The sequence below is a fragment of the Serratia sp. NGAS9 genome (genome assembly GCF_009905295.1).
Classification (GTDB): Bacteria; Pseudomonadota; Gammaproteobacteria; order Enterobacterales; family Enterobacteriaceae; genus Serratia; species Serratia bockelmannii.
In genome coordinates this window covers 4,788,024-4,806,507 of the sequence record NZ_CP047605.1, presented here as the reverse complement: position 1 = coordinate 4,806,507, position 18,484 = coordinate 4,788,024, and the positions used below count along the sequence as shown (strand labels likewise).

16 protein-coding genes are annotated in these 18,484 nt (G+C 61.3%); 8 read left to right on the top strand and 8 right to left on the bottom strand.

What is annotated here, in order from left to right; genetic code table 11:
* Positions 1–16: 16 nt before the first annotated feature.
* Genes rpe through trpS form a run of 3 tightly spaced genes read left to right on the top strand, consistent with a single transcriptional unit; the run spans position 17 to position 2,395 of the window.
* Positions 17–694 (top strand): ribulose-phosphate 3-epimerase, encoded by a 678-nt coding sequence (gene rpe / locus GUC32_RS22860; RefSeq protein WP_004930320.1) that lies wholly within the window; start codon positions 17–19, stop codon positions 692–694.
* Complete coding sequence (locus tag GUC32_RS22855) at positions 687–1,385, top strand: phosphoglycolate phosphatase (RefSeq protein WP_369435451.1); 699 nt, start codon at positions 687–689, stop codon at positions 1,383–1,385. Before rpe ends, GUC32_RS22855 begins: the two co-directional genes overlap by 8 nt.
* A gap of 2 nt (positions 1,386–1,387) precedes the next feature.
* Positions 1,388–2,395 (top strand): tryptophan--tRNA ligase, encoded by a 1,008-nt coding sequence (trpS, locus tag GUC32_RS22850; protein ID WP_025304534.1) that lies wholly within the window; start codon positions 1,388–1,390, stop codon positions 2,393–2,395.
* 51 nt (positions 2,396–2,446) lie between these two features.
* Here trpS and cysG read toward each other — a convergent pair whose 3' ends face one another.
* From cysG to nirB, 4 genes are read right to left on the bottom strand one after another with little or no spacing between them, the layout of a single operon-like run.
* Complete coding sequence (cysG, locus tag GUC32_RS22845; RefSeq protein WP_197824457.1) at positions 2,447–3,850, bottom strand: siroheme synthase CysG; 1,404 nt, start codon at positions 3,848–3,850, stop codon at positions 2,447–2,449.
* Positions 3,851–3,901: 51 nt separating this feature from the next.
* Positions 3,902–4,702, bottom strand: coding sequence for a nitrite transporter NirC (nirC, locus tag GUC32_RS22840; RefSeq protein ID WP_049206055.1), 801 nt, complete (start codon positions 4,700–4,702; stop codon positions 3,902–3,904).
* Positions 4,703–4,718: 16 nt separating this feature from the next.
* Positions 4,719–5,045, bottom strand: a complete 327-nt coding sequence (gene nirD, locus GUC32_RS22835) for a nitrite reductase small subunit NirD (RefSeq protein ID WP_019456155.1) — start codon at positions 5,043–5,045, stop codon at positions 4,719–4,721.
* Complete coding sequence (gene nirB / locus GUC32_RS22830; protein WP_127146883.1) at positions 5,042–7,591, bottom strand: nitrite reductase large subunit NirB; 2,550 nt, start codon at positions 7,589–7,591, stop codon at positions 5,042–5,044. Before nirB ends, nirD begins: the two co-directional genes overlap by 4 nt.
* A 303-nt stretch (positions 7,592–7,894) precedes the next feature.
* Between nirB and GUC32_RS22825 the strand changes: the two genes are divergently transcribed.
* Positions 7,895–9,163, top strand: coding sequence for a cytosine deaminase (locus tag GUC32_RS22825; protein ID WP_275585106.1), 1,269 nt, complete (start codon positions 7,895–7,897; stop codon positions 9,161–9,163).
* Positions 9,164–9,217: 54 nt separating this feature from the next.
* Here the strand turns inward: GUC32_RS22825 and tsgA are convergent, their stop codons facing one another.
* From tsgA to GUC32_RS22805, 4 genes are all read right to left on the bottom strand, one after another.
* Complete coding sequence (gene tsgA, locus GUC32_RS22820) at positions 9,218–10,402, bottom strand: MFS transporter TsgA (protein WP_025304528.1); 1,185 nt, start codon at positions 10,400–10,402, stop codon at positions 9,218–9,220.
* 191 nt (positions 10,403–10,593) lie between these two features.
* Positions 10,594–11,574 (bottom strand): LacI family DNA-binding transcriptional regulator, encoded by a 981-nt coding sequence (locus tag GUC32_RS22815; RefSeq protein WP_049294942.1) that lies wholly within the window; start codon positions 11,572–11,574, stop codon positions 10,594–10,596.
* A gap of 70 nt (positions 11,575–11,644) precedes the next feature.
* Positions 11,645–12,952, bottom strand: a complete 1,308-nt coding sequence (locus GUC32_RS22810) for a 6-phospho-beta-glucosidase (RefSeq protein ID WP_025304526.1) — start codon at positions 12,950–12,952, stop codon at positions 11,645–11,647.
* Positions 12,949–13,287 carry a PTS lactose/cellobiose transporter subunit IIA gene (locus GUC32_RS22805; RefSeq protein ID WP_369435785.1) on the bottom strand — a complete coding sequence of 113 codons (339 nt, stop codon included), beginning with the start codon at positions 13,285–13,287 and terminating at the stop codon, positions 12,949–12,951. The genes GUC32_RS22810 and GUC32_RS22805 overlap by 4 nt, the downstream gene beginning before the upstream one ends.
* Positions 13,288–13,640: 353 nt before the next feature.
* Between GUC32_RS22805 and ppiA the strand changes: the two genes are divergently transcribed.
* The 4 genes from ppiA to GUC32_RS22785 all read left to right on the top strand — a co-directional run bounded on the left by ppiA (position 13,641) and on the right by GUC32_RS22785 (position 18,451).
* Positions 13,641–14,210 carry a peptidylprolyl isomerase A gene (gene ppiA / locus GUC32_RS22800; RefSeq protein ID WP_025304524.1) on the top strand — a complete coding sequence of 190 codons (570 nt, stop codon included), beginning with the start codon at positions 13,641–13,643 and terminating at the stop codon, positions 14,208–14,210.
* Positions 14,211–14,365: 155 nt separating this feature from the next.
* A complete protein-coding gene (locus GUC32_RS22795; protein WP_025304523.1) occupies positions 14,366–16,051 on the top strand; it encodes a sensor histidine kinase in 1,686 nt (561 codons plus the stop codon).
* Positions 16,051–16,776 carry a two-component system response regulator BtsR gene (gene btsR / locus GUC32_RS22790; RefSeq protein ID WP_025304522.1) on the top strand — a complete coding sequence of 242 codons (726 nt, stop codon included), beginning with the start codon at positions 16,051–16,053 and terminating at the stop codon, positions 16,774–16,776. The genes GUC32_RS22795 and btsR overlap by 1 nt, the downstream gene beginning before the upstream one ends.
* 151 nt (positions 16,777–16,927) lie before the next feature.
* Complete coding sequence (locus tag GUC32_RS22785; protein ID WP_369435450.1) at positions 16,928–18,451, top strand: helicase HerA-like domain-containing protein; 1,524 nt, start codon at positions 16,928–16,930, stop codon at positions 18,449–18,451.
* The last annotated feature ends 33 nt before the right edge of the window (positions 18,452–18,484 follow it).

Genomic DNA, 18,484 nt, shown 5'->3' with positions numbered 1-18,484 from the left:
ACGTTTGGAGAAGCGGATGAAAAAGTTTTTGATTGCCCCGTCCATTCTGTCGGCAGATTTTGCCCGGTTAGGTGAAGATACCGCTAACGTGCTGGCTGCAGGCGGCGACGTGGTGCACTTCGACGTGATGGATAACCACTACGTGCCCAATCTGACCATCGGTCCGATGGTGTGCGAAGCGCTGCGCAACTACGGCATTACTGCGCCGATTGACGTGCACCTGATGGTCAAGCCGGTGGACCGCATCGTGCCTGATTTCGCCAAGGCAGGCGCGTCTTATATCTCTTTCCACCCTGAAGCTTCCGAGCATGTCGATCGCACCATTCAGCTAATTAAAGAGCACGGCTGTAAAGCCGGCCTGGTGTTCAACCCGGCGACGCCGCTGAGCTACCTCGATTACGTGATGGATAAAATCGACGTGATCCTGCTGATGTCGGTCAACCCGGGCTTCGGCGGCCAATCGTTCATCCACGGTACTCTGGACAAGCTGCGCCAGGTGCGCAAATTGATCGACGACAGTGGTCGAGATATCCGCCTGGAAGTCGACGGCGGTGTGAAGGTGGATAACATCGCTGAAATCGCCGCCGCTGGCGCCGATATGTTCGTCGCCGGTTCCGCCATCTTTGGCCAGCCGGACTACCGCAAGGTGATCGACGAGATGCGCAGCGAGCTGGCGAAGGTTACCCATGGCTGATTTCGGCGCGATCCGCGCATTGGCCTTCGATCTGGACGGCACGCTGGTCGACAGCGCGCCGGGTCTGGCGGCGGCCATCGATATGGCGCTGGAAGAGACGGGCCTGCCGCAAGCGGGTGAGGAACGGGTCGGCACCTGGATCGGCAACGGCGCCGACGTGCTGGTGCAACGCGCGCTGCGCTGGGCGGAAGCGGAAGGCACGCCGGCGCAGTGCAGCCGGCTGCGTGAGCGTTTCGACCATTTCTACGCGCAGACCGTTGACAGCGGCAGCCTCCTGTTCCCGCAGGTGCAAGAGACGCTGGTCCGCCTGGCCGCACACGGTTACCCGATGGCGCTGGTGACTAACAAGCCGACGCCGTTCGTGGCGCCGCTGCTGGCATCGTTGGGCATTGGCGATTATTTCTCGCTGGTGATCGGCGGCGACGACGTGACGGAAAAGAAACCGCACCCGGCACCGCTGTACCTGGTGCTCGGCAAGCTTGGGCTGCGCGCGCATGAACTGCTGTTCGTTGGCGACTCGCGCAACGATATTCAAGCCGCACAGGGCGCCGGTTGCCCGAGCGTCGGCTTTACCTACGGTTATAACTACGGTGAATCGATCGCCCTGAGCCACCCCGATCGGGTGTTGGAGCGCTTCGCCGATTTGTTGCCCGCTCTTGGGCTGTCATCTTTAGAGAATCAGGAAATTTAAACATGAGTAAGCCCATCGTATTTAGCGGCGCGCAGCCGTCCGGCGAACTGACCATCGGCAACTACATGGGTGCGCTGCGTCAGTGGGTGCAGATGCAGGACGACTACGACTGCATCTACTGCATCGTCGATCTGCATGCCATCACCGTTCGCCAGGACGCCGAGAAGCTGCGCAAGGCCACGCTGGATACGCTGGCGCTGTACCTGGCCTGCGGTATCGATCCGGAAAAAAGCACCATCTTCGTGCAGTCGCACGTGCCTGAGCACACGCAGCTGAGCTGGGTGCTGAACTGCTACACCTATTTCGGCGAACTGAGCCGCATGACGCAGTTCAAGGACAAATCCGCGCGCTACGCCGAGAACATCAACGCCGGGTTGTTCAGCTATCCGGTGCTGATGGCGGCAGACATCCTGCTGTATCAAACCAACCAGGTGCCGGTGGGCGAAGACCAGAAACAACACTTGGAGCTGAGCCGCGACGTGGGCCAGCGTTTCAACGCGCTGTACGGCGACGTGTTCAAAGTGCCGGAGCCGTTTATTCCTAAATCCGGCGCGCGCGTGATGTCGCTGCAGGAGCCGACCAAGAAGATGTCCAAGTCGGACGACAACCGCAACAACGTGATCGGCCTGCTGGAAGATCCGAAAGCGGTGACCAAGAAGATCAAACGCGCAATGACCGACTCGGAAGAGCCGCCTGTCGTGCGTTACGACGTGGTTAACAAAGCGGGCGTCTCCAACCTGCTGGATATCCTCGCCGGTGTGACCGGCAAGAGCATTGCGCAGTTGGAAGCCGAGTTCGAAGGCCAGATGTACGGCCACCTGAAAGGCGCGGTGGCGGAAGCCGTCTCCGGCATGCTGGGTGAGCTGCAGGAGCGCTACCATCGCTTCCGCAACGATGAAGCCTACCTGCAGCAGGTGATGCGCGACGGCGCCGCCAAGGCCCGCGCACGCGCGCAGGAAACCCTGGCGAAGGTCTATCAGGCTGTCGGTTTCGTACCGCCGCAGGCATAACGCCGGCGCAAATAGAAAAAGCGGCCACAGGCCGCTTTTTTTACGTCGGTCTTACGCCATTTGCGCCAGGTTGGCAGGCGATTCTTCGCTGGCGAACCAATTGAGCTTGCTGCGCAGGCTGACCACGCTGCCGACGATGATCAGGCTGGGGCTGGCGGCCTGCAATGACAGGGAACCCAGTTGGCGGAGCTCCCCTTCGATCACCCGTTGGCGGCAAGAGGTGCCGTTTTCCACCAGTGCCACCGGCGTGGCGGCTGGCAACCCGTTAGCGATCAGCTGGCGCTGGATTTCAGCCGCTTGCGATAGCCCCATATAGAACACCAGCGTCTGTTGCCCGGCGGCCAGCGTCGCCCAATCCAATCCACCGTCGGCCTTGGCGTGGCCGGTCACCAGGCGCACGCTCTGCGCATGGTCGCGGTGGGTGAGCGGGATGCCGCTGTAGGCGGAACAGCCCGAGGCGGCGGTAATGCCCGGCACCACCGAGAACGGCACGTTGGCGTCTGCCAGCGTCTCCAGCTCTTCGCCGCCGCGGCCGAAGATAAAGGGATCGCCCCCTTTCAGGCGCACCACGCGTTTGCCTTGCTGCGCCTGCTGCAGCAGGATTTGATTGATCTGCTCCTGCGGCACGCAGTGGTGGCCGGCGCATTTGCCGACGAAGATACGCTCGGCGTCGCGGCGCACCAGCGTCATGATCTCTTCGGAGACCAGCCGGTCGTAAACCACCACGTCGGCCTGCTGGATTTGTTGCAGCCCTTTCAGCGTAAGCAGGCCGGCATCGCCCGGCCCGGCGCCCACCAGAACCACTTCACCGCGATCTGCCGGCTGTTGGCTGAACAGCTGCTCGATCTGGCGTTCAGCCAGCGCGGCGTCGTCGTTGGCCAGCGACTGCGCCAGCCGATCGTGAGCGAACAACCGTTCCCAGAAGCGCCGACGCGCGCCGAGGCTGCTGAAGCGTTGTTTTACCCGCTGGCGCAGCGAGCCGCCCAGTTGGGCCAGCTTGCCGAGGTGCTGTGGCAGCATCGCTTCCAGCTTCTCGCGCAGCAGCCGCGCCAACACCGGTGCTTTGCCGCCGGAGGACACCGCGACCATGATCGGCGAACGGTCGATAATCGACGGCATGATAAAGCTGGCGCGTTTCGGATCGTCCACCACGTTGCAGAACACCCGCTGCTGGTTGGCGCACTGATACACCCGTGCGTTGACCTCTAGCCGGTCGGTAGCGGCGATCACCAGCCATTTTTCCACCAGCAGGGCCGGGCTGAATTCGCCTTCGGCCAGCGTCAACCGGCCTTCTGCCGCCCACAGGCGGAACTGCGGGGTGAAGTCTACGGCGTTGACGGTCAGCGCCGCACCGGCGTCCAGCAGCAGGCGCGCCTTGCGTTCGGCGATCTCGCCGCCGCCGACCAGCAGGCAGGCTTTGTGTTGCAGTTGGCAGAAAATCGGCAGGTAGTCCATCGGCACTCCTCGGGGGTAATCAGTATGGGGGCGAAATGCGCCCCCGAAAACTTAGGCGGTCTGACGTACGGCGGCTTTCGCCGCCTGCGGGCGTTCGGCGCGCGGCGTGGCGTACCAATACCCCAGACCCATTAGCACCGAGCCGGACAGGATGTTGCCCAGCGTCACCCACAGCAGGTTGTGGCCGATGCCGGTGAGGGTGTAGGCCTCGCTGTGGTTGCCGAACCAGGAGAGGGCAAACAGCGTCATGTTGGCGACGGAGTGTTCGTAACCCGAGGCGATAAAGGCCAGCAGACACCACCAAATGGCGATGAACTTGGCGGCGCCTTCTACGCGGATCGCCATCCAGATCGCCAGGCAAACCAGCCAGTTGCACAGCACGCCCTTGAAGAACAGCACCTCGGCCGGCGCGGTGGTTTTTGCCAATGCGGCGCTGTGCACCAGACTGGTATCCACTGGCAGCAGGCTACCGCCGCCGTAGTAATACATCAGCGCCACCAGCACCGAGCCGAGCAGGTTGCCGAACCAGGTTTGCGGCAGCACTGCCCACATCTGGCTTTGGCGGATGGTGCCGGCCTTGACGCCGAGCGTCAGGAACATCGTATGGCCGGTGAACAGTTCGGAACCGGCGATGATCACCAGCGTCAGCGCGATGCCGAAGGTGGCGCCCATCACCAGCGGCCGCACGCTTGGGTCGGCCAGGTTGCCGAGGGTGAAGATCAGGATGATGCCGAGGCCGACGTAGGCGCCCGCCATCGCCGAGCTGATCCAGAAGCCGAGCGGGCTCTCCTTCGCCAGGCGGACGATGCGCGCCGCGTTGGCGGCGCATTTGTTTATCGTGTCGGTAAACATGTTGCCTCCCGAAAGGTTATGCCGCGACTTGCACGATGCCGTCGACCACCCGGCTGGCGAAGCTGGCGACGGAACGGCTGTCATCTTCCAGACAGTGACCGTCGTACAGGCGGAAATGCTGTTTCTTCAGCGGGCTGGCGACCCACAGTTCACCCTGATGCTCGGCGATCAGCCCGCGTGACAGCACGCTGGCCTGGGCGAACGGGTCGATATTGCTGATGGCGAACACCTGTTCGTCGGCATAGGGGCGGAACACCGCCACCTGCCGATCGCCGATCAGGGCACATACGCCGGTGCCGGGCAGAATGTCGGCGACGGGACAAACGGTAATCCACTGGCTCATGCGTGGCTCTCCTCGGTATCGATCAGGGTGACGGGAATGCGCTCGTCAGGGCGCGCCGGGCGGTGCTGGTCGCGTTCGGTCACCACCTGCACGTTCGGATCGCGCAGCGGGCTGTTGATGAAGTGGGCGAAGCGCAGCTGCGTTTCCGGATGCTCGACGGTCTCTTTCCACTCGCAGACCACCGCGTCGCGCAGGCGGGCGATCTCCGCTTCCAGTTGGTCGTTGATGCCGAGCTTGTCGTCGACGATCACCTTGCGTAGGTAATCGATGCCACCTTCCAGGCTCTCCAGCCATACCGAGGTACGCTGCAGCTTATCGGCGGTGCGGATATAGAACATCATGAAGCGGTCGAGGTAGCGCACCAGGGTCTCGCGATCGAGATCGGCGGCCAGCAGGTCGGCGTGGCGCGGTTTCATGCCGCCGTTGCCGCAGACGTACAGGTTCCAGCCGTTCTCGGTGGCAATGATGCCGACGTCCTTACCCTGCGCCTCGGCGCATTCGCGGGTACATCCCGAGACGCCGAACTTCATTTTGTGCGGGGTGCGGATACCTTTGTAGCGATGTTCCAGCGTGACGCCGAAGCCGACGCTGTCGCCGACGCCGTAGCGGCACCAGGTGCTGCCGACGCAGGTTTTCGCCATGCGTAGCGCCTTGGCGTACGCGTGGCCGGTTTCAAAGCCGGCGGCGAGCAGCTTGCTCCAGATGGCCGGCAGATCGTCTTTCTGCGCCCCGAACATGCCGATACGCTGCGAGCCGGTCATTTTGGTGTAGAGGTTGTACTCCTTGGCGATCTGGCCGATGGCCAGCAGGCCGTCCGGGGTGATTTCGCCGCCGGCGGAGCGCGGGATCACCGAGTAGGTGCCGTCTTTTTGGATATTGCCGAGGAAGTTGTCGTTGGTATCCTGCAGCGGCGTATGCTGCGGCTTGAGGATGTACTCGTTCCAGCATGAGGCCAGCAGCGAGCCGACGGTCGGTTTACACACTTCGCAGCCGTAGCCTTTGCCGTATTTGGCCAGCAATGCCTCGAACGACTTGATGCCTTCGACGCGGATCAGGTGGAACAGCTCCTGGCGTGAATAGGCGAAGTGTTCGCACAGGTGGTGGTTGACCTCGATGCCTTGCTTGCTCAGCTCGGCGTTCAGTACCTGGGTGAGCAGCGGGATGCAGCCGCCGCAGCCGGTGCCGGCCTTGGTTTCGGCCTTCAGCGCCGCCACGGTGTGGCAGCCTTTGTTGACCGCCTGGATGATGTCACCTTTGCTGACGTCGAAGCAGGAGCAGATCTGCGCGCTTTCCGGCAGCGAATCCACGCCGATGGCTGGTTTGCTGCCCGCATGGGCCGGCAGGATCAGGCCGTCCGGGTTCTCCGGCAGCTCGATGCCGTTCAACGCCAGCTGCAGCAGGTTGCCGTAGTCGCTGGTGTCGCCCACCAGCACTGCGCCGAGCAGGGTTTTATTGTCGGCGCTGACCACGATGCGTTTGTAGACTTCTTTGCTTTCATCCAGATAAACGTAGCTGCGGGCGCCTTCGGTGCGGCCGTGTGCATCGCCGATGCCGCCGACGTCCACGCCCAGCAGCTTCAGCTTGGCGCTCATGTCGGCGCCCTGGAAGCCGTTTTCGCGGCCCAGCAGGCGATCGACGGCCACCTGCGCCATTTTGTACCCCGGGGCCACCAGACCGAAGGTGCGATCGCGCCAGGCGGCGCACTCACCGATGGCGTACACGTCCGGATCCGACGTCTGGCAGCTGTCGTTGATGGCGATGCCGCCGCGGCGGCCGATCTCCAGCCCGCACTGGCGCGCCAGCTTGTCCTGAGCGCGGATGCCGGTGGAGAACACGATGAAATCCACTTCCAGCAGGCTGCCGTCGGCGAAATGCATGGTTTTGCGCGCCGTGCCGCCGCCGTTGACGATCTCCTGGGTATTTTTGCCGGTGTGTACCTTGACGCCCATGCGCTCGATCTTACGGCGCAGCTGGTCACCGCCCATCGGGTCGAGCTGTTCGGCCATCAGCATCGGAGCGAACTCGATCACGTGCGTTTCCACCCCCAGGCTTTTCAGCGCGCCGGCGGCTTCCAGCCCCAACAGCCCGCCGCCGACCACCGCGCCGCGTTTGCTGCGGCGCGCGCAGGCTTCGATGGCATTCAGGTCTTCGATGGTGCGGTAAACGAAGCAGTCCTGGCTATCCGAGCCTTTAATCGGCGGGATCCACGGATAGGAACCGGTTGCCATGATTAGCTTGTCGTAATAGACGGTGCGGCCGGTGTTGGAGTGGATCACCTTCTCGTCACGATTGATGGTGATAGCGCGTTCGCCGACCAGTACCTTTACGCCGTGTTTTTCGTAAAAGCCTTCGCGCACCAGCGACAGCTCTTCGGCGGTATGGTGAGAGAAGTAGGAAGAGAGGTGCACGCGATCGTAAGCGATACGCGGCTCTTCGCAAAATACGGTGATTTCGAACTGGTCTTTGTCTGCTTTATCCAACAGATCTTCGATGAACCGGTGGCCGACCATGCCATTGCCGACGACGGCAAGTTTGACTCTGCTCATTATTGCCTCAAAATTCTGGTTTCCTAGGGTTACCTTATCCCTCCCGATGAGCAATTTATTGATGCAAATCAATCACACTCCCATATACCTCCAATGTGGTATATAAATGATTTTTCAAGTTTTTTGATAAGTTGCGGATTTTATTCATCTTTAGCTGAAGCGAGTCAGTTTGCAGGTAAATTACCCCGCAGGGAGTAAACGCAAGGGGTAGGCATGGCACGGCGACTTTGTCAGCGCGATCCGCTGCCAGTATGATGAAGAAAACCAGCGCAACGGCAGAGGTGAAGGGTGGCGAAACGTCCATTGAAGTTTATCGACAACCTGCGTTTAAGCGGGCATGAAGGATTGTGGCAACTGGCAATCGAGCAGGGGCGCATCGCGCATCTGGTGCCACAGCCGGAAGGACAGGAGTGGCGCAGCGACGTGCTGGATGCGCAGGGCGGGTTGGCGTTGCCGGCGTTCGTCGAACCGCATATCCACCTGGATACCACGCAGACCGCCGGTCAGCCGGCCTGGAACCAGTCCGGCACGCTGTTCGAGGGCATTGAGCGCTGGGCTGAACGCAAAGCGCTGCTGACTCATGAAGACGTCAAACAGCGCGCCTGGCAAACGCTTAAGTGGCAGATCGCCAACGGCGTGCAGTATGTGCGCACCCACGTCGACGTTTCCGATCCCACGCTGACCGCGCTGCGCGCCATGCTGGAGGTGAAGCAGGAAGTGGCGCCTTGGGTGACGCTGCAGATTGTCGCCTTCCCGCAGGAGGGGATCCTTTCCTACCCCAACGGCGAAGCGTTGCTTGAAGAAGCGTTGCGGCTTGGGGCCGACGTGGTGGGCGCCATTCCGCACTTCGAATTCACCCGCGAGTACGGCGTGGAGTCGCTGCATAAGGCGTTCGCGCTGGCGCAAAAATACGATCGGCTGGTGGACGTGCACTGCGATGAAATCGACGACGAGCAATCGCGCTTCGTCGAGACCGTGGCGGCGCTGGCACTGAAGCTGGAGATAGGAGCGAAAGTCACCGCCAGCCACACCACGGCGATGCACTCTTACAACGGCGCTTACGCCTCGCGGCTGTTCCGTCTGTTGAAGATGTCCGGCATCAACTTCGTCGCCAATCCGCTGGTGAACATTCACCTGCAGGGCCGTTTCGACAGTTACCCGAAACGGCGCGGCGTGACCCGAGTGAAGGAGATGCTGGAGGCGGAGATCAACGTCTGTTTCGGCCATGACGACGTGTTCGATCCTTGGTACCCGCTCGGCACCGCCAACATGCTGCAGGTGCTGCACATGGGGCTGCACGTGTGCCAGCTGATGGGCTATGGCCAAATCGACGACGGACTGAAGCTGATCACCCACCATAGCGCGCGCACGCTTAACCTGAGCGACTACGGCCTGGCGGCCGGCAACAGCGCCAACCTGGTGATCCTGCCGGCGGAAAGCGGCTTCGACGCGGTGCGTCGCCAGACGCCGGTGCGTTATTCGATTCGCCAGGGTGCGGTGATCGCCGAAACGCGGCCGGCGGAAACCACGCTGCATTTGCAGCAGGAGGAGACGGTGGATTTTCGGCGCTAAGGCGCAAAAAAAGGGCGCCTTGCGGGCGCCCTTGATGTATTTGATGCGAAGAAATCAGTGCGTCACGTGACCGTGGCTGCGGTGCTTGGTCACGAAGCCCAGCAGCAGACACATCACGAACACCGCCAGATACAGGCCGTTAGCGGTGGTCAGCGCCGCATGCGCGCCGCCTTTCGCCACGATCGGGCCGGTGACCACGAAGGTCAGCATGGTGCCGATGGTACCGCAGGTCAGGATAAAGTTGACCAGCTTCGGCGAGGAGACCTTGGTCTGCAGCGAGCCGAGGGTGATCAGCGTGGTGTAGATGGCGCTGGAAACGAAGCCCAGGGCCATGATGTAGTAGCCCAGGTGCTCCGGATTGTCGGTGCTGACGAACAGGTACATCGCGCCGGTAGCCAGCGCGGCCAGCACGGTGACGATGCGTTGCAGATCGAAGAAGCGCAGGATGAAGCTGAACACCCACATGCCAACCATATAAGAGGTCCAGAAGTCGCTCACCAGCTTACCGGCCTGGCCGATGTCCATGTTGAACGACTTGGTGGCGTACTCAGGCACCCACTGAATGAAGCCCAACTGGCCGAGGATGTAGCACAGCGCGGCGATCGATAGGAACAGCACGCCGATGCCCCATTTTTCTTTCTCGACTGGTTGACCGGCATCGGCGCCTTTCTTGCCCAGCACCGGGAAGTCGGAGCACAGGGTCAGCACGAAGATCCCCACGTACAGCAGGCCGATGCAGGCATAAACCCAGTACCAGCCGATATGGCGGGCCAGCAGCATCGCGGCGACGATCGGGAAGATCATCCCGGCCATGCTGAAGAAGGAATCGGTGAACAACAGGCGCGAACCGCGCTGGCGGCCGGCATACATGTGGGTGATCAGGAAGGTGCCGATCGACATGGTGATGCCGCTCACCACGCCGAGGATAAACATGCACAGCGAGAACATGGTCAGGCTCTTGCCGAGCATCAGCCCTGCGACTGCCAGCACCATCAGGACAAAGCCGAAGATCAACTGACGCTTCAGCGGGATGATTTCCATCAGCCAGGCATTGAGGAAGATCGAAATCAAAATACCGGCGTTGAGGAAAGTAAAGGTGTTACTCATGCTGGAAACCGGCAGATTAAAGTACTCTGCAATGTTTCCCATCACCATCCCTGTGACGATCACTAAAGCACCGGTCAGCGCGTACGAAAAGAAGCTGATCCAGGTAAGCCGTATGCGGTTACTGTCATTCATTGTATAGGCCTGAATATGTCTGTTAGAGGTTTTAAAGCTGGCATAAGGCCGCTGGCTTTTCCTGGCAAACGCAGAAAAAAGTCCCGATCAGGCCACCAGGGGGCGGATCCTAGCACAGACAACGGGATTTTTTGTGATGGCTGTCGATTTTTTGATGCAACCCATGAAGGGATGATACGCATTATTGTGATCTATTTGCGTACCGTCACAATGGAATCACGGTTGATGATCGTCGGCTCAAACCGGTGCGCCGGGGTGGCGGGGTCGATCAGCCTGCGCGCCGCGTATTGGGCCATTTCGCTGATGGGAAAATGTACGCTGCTCAACGCCGGGCGCACGAAAGGTGCGCGTTCGCCGCTGTCGTAACAGATCAAGGAGATATCCTGCGGTACCCGCAGGCGGTGCTCGTTGATCGCCAGCAGCGCGCCGATCGCCATCTCTTCGTTGCAGCAGTAGATGGCGCTGGGCCGTGCGGTTTGCTGCAGCAGATGATCGGCGCAGCGGTAACCGCTTTCCAGATCGTAGACGCCCTCCAGACAGGCTACCGGCTCGATATTCGCCGCCTGCATCGCCTCTTCAAATCCTTGCAGCCGCAGGCGGCTCGACGGGCGCTCGCGCGGGCCGCTGATGCAGGCGATGCGCCGGTGCCCGGCGTCGAGTAACTGCTGCGTCGCCATGCGGCTGGCAAGCGGGTGATCGAAGGTGACGCAGCGGTCTTCCAGCCCCGGCACCAGACGATCGAGCAACACGAAATCACGTTGCTCCGCCGCCAGCTGGCGCAGCCGATCGTCGCTGAGAAAACGCACGTGCAGGATCACGCCGTCGCAGCGCAAGCTGAACAGGCGCTGCACCGCCTGCCATTCGTTTTCGGCACTGTTGCGGCCCTGGGTCACCAGCAGCTGCTTGCCGTGGGATTCGGCCTCGGTCTGCACGAAGTCCATCAGCGCGCCGAAGAAGCCACCGCGGTACGACGTCGTGACCAACCCGAGGGTATTGCTGTGGCTGGAGGCGAGCGCACGGGCCGCCGGGTTGGGGGTATAACCGAGCTGGGCGACGGCGCGTTCAACCTTCTCGCGGGTCGGCGCCTTGACGTTGCTGTCGCCGTTCACTACCCGCGATACGGTGGCGCGCGATACGCCCGCCAGCGCCGCGACATCTTCCAGTGTCACCATCGTCCAACTCCTGATTACGGCTAAAAAAATGGGTTCGGCGTGCCGAACCCCTGTCATACCGCGCCGGCGCTTACCTGAACTGCGGCAAGTACGGCGCGTTTATCGTCAACACCTCGTCCAGCAACGGCTGTGCCAGGTTGGCGTTGCCCACCAGCGGGTTGGCGATCAGCGCCAGCAAGCCGCTGCGGCGATCGCCGTGCACTGCCGCCTCGATGGTCAGGCGCTCGTAGGCTTTTACCTGCTGCGTCAGCGCCTGCATCGGTTCCGACAGCGGGCCGAACGTCAGCGGATGCGCGCCCTGGGCATCGACGATACAGTTGATTTCTATCACAGCATCGTCCGGCAGGCCATGGATTGCGCCGCGGTTTGCGGTGTTGACCACTAATTGCGTGCCGAGATTATTATGGATAGCACGGATCAGCTCCAGCGCAACTTCGGAATAGAAAGAACCGCCGCGGAAGCTGAGTTGCTCCGGTTTACTGTTCAACTGCGGATCGGCATACAGCTCGAACAGCTCTTTTTCTACCTGCATCACCTGCTCGGCGCGGGTGCCGCGCTCGCCGGCGGCAGCCATCTCTTCCGCCAGCATCTCGCGGGTCTGGTAAAAATAGCGGTGGTACGGGCAGGGGATGGCGCCGAGCGCGCGCAGGAAGTCCGGCTGCCAGGGTTCTTCCTTGATGTTGTTCATGGTCAGCGCCGCGCCGTCGCACAACATGTCGATCACGTTGCCGGTGACGTCGCGCCCCTGCTGCGTGACCTGATGCACCCAGACCATGTGATTCAAACCGGCGAACCGCAGCTGCACGTCGGCGTAAGGCGCCTGCAGCATGTTGGCGATCATGTGATGCATGCTGATCGGTACGTTACACAGGCCGATGATCTTCGCTTTGGTAAAGCGGGACACCGCCTCGGTGACGATGCCGGCCGGGTTGGTGAAGTTGATGATCCAGGCGTCCGGCGCCAGCTTTTCCACCCGACGGGCGATATCCAGCATCACCGGAATGGTGCGCAGCGCCTTGGCGAAGCCGCCGACGCCGGTGGTCTCCTGGCCGAGCAGCTGGTATTTCAGGCCCAGCCGTTCATCGGCGGCGCGCGCCGGCAGTTGCCCGACGCGGAACTGGGTCAGCACGAAAGCGGCGCCGTGAATGGCGTCGTCCAGCGCGAAGTGCACGCTGACCTTCACCTGTTCCAGCCCGTGGCGCGCCAGCATGCGGCGGGTCAGGGCGGCGATGGTTTCCACTTTTTGGCGGCCTGGCTCGACGTCCACCAGCGCCAGTTCGGTGACCGGCAGCTCATCGATGCGTTGGATCAGCCCATCGACCAGTTCGGGAGTGTAGCTGCTGCCACCGCCAATCACCGCGATTTTGAGCGTGTTCATGAGCGGCCCTCCGTCTGTGACTGACGGCGATAGAGCTCGATCATGTCGTCGGCCAGATCCTGGATGACCATGGCGTTCATCAGATGATCCTGCGCATGCACGGTGATCAGGTTGATCGCCAGCTTGCCGCAGCCTTCGTCCAGGCCGATCAGCTCGGTCTGGATCCGGTGCGCCTTCTTCACCCACTCTTTGGATTCGACCATGTGTTTGGCCGCGGCGGCGAAGTCACCGGCGCGCGCTTGCCGCAACGCCATCAACGCATTACTGCGCGCGCTGCCGGAGAACACCAGCAGTTCCATGATGGTGCTTTCAAACTCGGGGCTGACTTCAGTCATCAATTCACTCACGTCATTTCTCCAGGGGTTGCGCGGCTACGCCGCCGTGGGATACCTCAGTATCCGTTCTTTTTATAATGAGAGCGCTCTCATTTATATAGGGTAACGGCAACGGGTGTGCAAACTGGGAGGTAGATCGCAAAAAACGCCCCGGGGCGGCGCTGGGCAAAAAATGCGTGACGCGGTTGGCAAAAAAGCCTTCTGCGCCCATACTTTCCGCAGCAAAATTCAGGGCCGCCTAGGATATGTCCCGTAATTGGGTAAATATAGGTAAATGGCTGGTACTTGCCGATACAGCTCTTTAGAATCAAAGCGCTTTTCCGTTGTTTGTCTCTCAGAGAAAGGACCCGTTAATGTTCAAACGTACTTTAGTGACCTTCGTCGCGCTGTGTTCCCTGACAGCGATGGCGCCAGCGGCGCTCGCTGCCGGTGAAACCCACGTCATGCTGACCACCTCGGCAGGGAATATCGAGTTGGCGCTCGACAGTCAGAAGGCACCGGTTTCCACCCAGAATTTCGTCGATTACGTGAACAGCGGGTACTACAACAACACCATTTTCCATCGCGTGATCCCGGGCTTTATGGTTCAGGGCGGCGGTTTCACCGCTGACATGCAGCAGAAATCCACCAAGGCGCCAATCAAGAACGAAGCCGACAACGGCTTGCGCAACCTGCGCGGCACCATTTCGATGGCGCGCACCGCCGACAAGGACAGCGCCACCAGCCAGTTCTTCCTGAACGTGGCGGATAACGCCTTCCTGGATCACGGCCAGCGCGATTTCGGCTACGCCGTGTTCGGCAAAGTGGTGAAAGGCATGGACGTCGTGGACAAGATCGCTCAGGTGCCGACCGGTAACGTCGGCCCTTACCAGAATGTGCCGACCAAACCGGTGGTGATTCTGTCGGCCAAGGTGTTGCCGTAAGTTTTTTGGCCGATCCCGCCGGGGTCGGCCGTCCTTCCTCACGAAGCCTTGCCTTCATCACTGTTTTCTCCCGTGCCCCATGCTCTAATCGGCAGACAATAACCAGACCGGAAATCCGGCGTTCGCCCTTTGTTGTCTCTGGATGAGTTGCTGCCATGTATGAATTTAACCAGGTGCTGTTGCTGTTGCAGCAGATGTGCGTCTATCTCGTCATCGCCTATCTGCTGAGCAAAACCCCGCTGTTTATCCCGCTGATGCAGGTGACTATTCGCCTGCCGCACAAGCTGCTGTGCTACGTGATCTTCTCGGTGTTCTGCATCATGGGCACCTATTTTGGGCTGCACATTCAGGATTCGATCGCCAACACCCGCGCGATAGGCGCGGTCCTGGGCGGGCTGCTGGGCGGGCCGTCGGTGGGCTTTCTGGTCGGGCTGACCGGCGGCCTGCACCGGTATACGCTCGGCGGCATGACCGACGTGGCCTGCGCGATTTCCACGGTGTCGGAAGGCCTGGTCGGCGGCATCGTACACAGCATCGCCATGCGCCGCGGGCGCATCGAGCTGCTGTTCAATCCGCTGTTCGTCGGCGGCGTGGCACTGGTGGCGGAAGTGCTGCAGATGGCGATCATCCTGGCGGTGGCGCGCCCCTACGACGAAGCGTTGCAGCTGGTAGAGCACATCGCGCTGCCGATGATGATCGCCAATACCGTCGGTGCGGCGATGTTCATGCAAATCCTGCTGGATCGGCGCGCGATGTTTGAGAAATACACCAGCGCTTTCTCTTCCAAGGCGCTGAAGATCGCCGAGCGCACCGAGGGCATCCTGCGCCAGGGCTTCGATCAGGAAAACAGCATGAAGGTCGCCCGGGTGATTTATCAGGAGCTGGGTATCGGTGCAGTGGCGATCACCGATCGTGACAAGCTGCTGGCGTTTATCGGCATCGGCGACGATCACCACCTGCCGGGCACGCCGATCGCCTCGGTGCATTCGCATCGCGCTATCGACAACAACGAGGTGGTGTACGCCGACGGCAATCAGCTCTCTTACTGCTGCTCGATCAATCCGGCCTGCAAGCTGGGATCGACGCTGGTGATCCCGCTGCGCGGCGAAAACCAGCGGGTCATCGGCACCATCAAGCTGTACGAACCGAAAAGCCAGCTGTTCAGCACCATCAACCGCACGCTGGGCGAAGGCATCGCCAGCCTGCTGTCGGCGCAGATCATGGCCGGACAGTACGAGCGCCACAAGCAGCTGCTGGCGCAGTCGGAGATCAAGCTGTTGCATGCGCAGGTCAATCCGCATTTCCTGTTCAATGCGTTAAATACGCTGGTGGCGGTGATCCGCCGCGATGGCGAACGGGCCTGCGATCTGGTGCAGTCCCTCTCAACTTTCTTTCGTAAAAACCTCAAACGTTCGGATGATGAAGTCAGCCTGGCGGACGAGATTGAGCATGTGAACGCCTACCTGCAGATTGAGAAAGCGCGCTTCGCCGATCGGCTGGAGATCGCGGTATCGCTGCCGGAGGCGCTGCTGGCGGCGCGGCTGCCGGCGTTTTCGCTGCAGCCGATCGTCGAGAACGCCATCAAGCACGGCACCTCGCATCTGTTGGGCGTGGGCCGCATCGAAATCGGCGCCTGCTGCGAAGGCGAGCATCTGCTGCTGCAGGTGACGGACAACGCCGGGCTGTTCCAGCCGAAGCCGAACTGCAGCGGGCTGGGGATGAATCTGGTAGATAAACGCATTCGCGTGCGCTACGGCGAAGGCTATGGTGTGCAGGTGGATTGCCGGCCGGACGCCTATACCCGCATTACGCTCAATGTTCCCATGGAGAGGGCCGCCTGATGTTAAACGCACTGATTGTTGACGATGAGCCTTCCGCACGCGACAACCTGCGCCATCTGCTGGAGGCCGAAGCGGGGATCACGATCATCGGCGAATGCGCCAACGCCATCGAAGCCATCAGCCAGATCCACCGGCTGCAGCCGGACGTGGTGTTTCTCGATATCCAAATGCCGCGCATCAGCGGGCTGGAAATGGTCGGCATGTTGGATCCCAACCGCATGCCGCACATCGTGTTTCTGACCGCCTACGACGAATACGCGGTGCAGGCGTTCGAGGAGCACGCCTTCGACTATCTGCTGAAGCCGGCGGAGCCGAAGCGGCTGAGCAAGACGCTGCAACGCCTGCGGCAGCGCAGTGCGCCGCAGGACGTGACGGCGCTGGATGAGAGCGCCGGTTACCTGAAATACATTCCCTGCACCGGCCACAGCCGCATCTATCTGCTGCGGTTTGACGAGGTGTTGGCGATCCGTTCCAAACTGAGCGGGGTATTCGTGGTGCGCAGCGACGGCATGGAGTGTTTCACCGAATTGACGCTGCGCACGCTGGAAAGCCGTACGCCGCTGGTGCGCTGCCATCGGCAGTATTTGGTCAACCTGGAGCAGGTGCGCGAGATCCGCTTCGAAGAAGGCGGCGCGGCGGAGATGATCATGTCCGCCGGCGATCCGGTGCCGGTCAGCCGGCGCTATTTGAAAGCGCTGAAGGAGCAACTGGGGCTGCGGGGGTGATGCAGGTCTTAGGGGGATTCTGAAAAGACAGGCATCATGGGCGTCCCGACGGCGCCCATTTTGTTTGTCCTTGACGGGGTTACGCGGCGCTTATAGCTTTATTGCATCAACAGGCGCGTTTCGCGCCGCGTCAGCGTCAAAGGAACAGAAAATGAGTGAACCACGGATTATCGCCAAGGCGATGAAAGACGGAAAACCGGAACAGGATCTGGTGATTTTGCCGGCGTTGGCCAACCGCCACGGGTTGATTACCGGGGCAACCGGCACCGGCAAGACGGTGACGCTGCAAAAAATGGCCGAACAGTTCTCGCGCATCGGCGTGCCGGTGTTCCTGTCGGACGTGAAGGGCGATCTTTCCGGCATCGGCGCCGAGGGCGTGCCTTCCGAGAAGCTGCAGGCGCGCCTGGCGGCGATCGGCGTCACCGACTGGCAGCCACAGGCCTGCACCATTATCCCGTGGGATATTTACGGTGAAAAGGGGCATCCGATCCGCGCCACCATTTCCGATCTCGGGCCGCTGCTGCTGGGACGTCTGTTGGATCTGAACGAGGTGCAAAGCGGCGTGCTGCAGCTGGTGTTCAAAATCGCCGATGACAACGCGCTGCTGCTGTTGGACATGAAAGACCTGCGCGCCATGGTGCAGTTCGTCGGCGATAACGCCAAACAATTCCAGACTCAGTACGGCAACATCTCTGCCGCGTCGATCGGCGCCATCCAGCGCGGGTTGCTGACGCTGGAAGAGCAGGGCGCCAACCAGTTCTTCGGCGAGCCGATGCTGGACATCAACGATCTGATGAAAACCGACGCCAACGGCCATGGCGTGATCAACCTGCTGGCGGCGGACAAGCTGATCAATCAGCCGAAGCTGTATTCAGTGTTCCTGCTGTGGCTGCTGGCCGAGCTGTTTGAGCACCTGCCGGAAGTGGGCGACCCTGAACAGCCGAAGCTGGTGTTCTTCTTCGATGAAGCGCACCTGCTGTTCAACGACGCGCCGGCGGCGCTGTTGACCAAGATTGAACAGGTGGTGCGCCTGATCCGCTCCAAAGGCGTCGGCATTTACTTCGTCACCCAGAACCCGCTGGATATCCCGGACAGCGTGCTGGGCCAGTTGGGCAACCGCGTACAGCATGCGCTGCGCGCTTTCACGCCGCGCGATCAGAAGGCGGTGAAAACGGCGGCGCAAACCCTGCGCGCCAATCCGGCCTTCGATGCCGAAACGGCGATTACCGAGCTGGGCGTGGGTGAAGCGCTGGTGTCATTCCTCGACGAGAAGGGCCGGCCGAACGTGGTGGAGCGGGCGATGGTCATCGCGCCGGAATCCAAGATGGGCATGCTCGGCGCGGAAGGGCTGAACAGCGCGATCAACAAGTCGCCGCTGTATGGCCGCTATGAAGACATGATCGACCGCGAGTCCGCTTACGAGAAGCTGTCGTCGGGCGGCTTCGCCACCGTCGGCACTGCGCAGCAGGGGCAGCAACCGCAGGCGCAAGCACAGCAACAGACGGGCGGCGGCCTGATGGAAGGATTGAACGAGCTGCTGTTCGGTTCCACCGGCCCGCGCGGCGGCAAACGCGACGGCATCGTCCAGACCGCCGCCAAGAGCATGGCGCGCGATCTCGGCCGGCAGATCCTGCGCGGCGTACTGGGCTCGATCACCGGCGGCCGTAAAAAGTAAGCGGAAATTATCGTCGGCAGCGGCGGGTTAAAT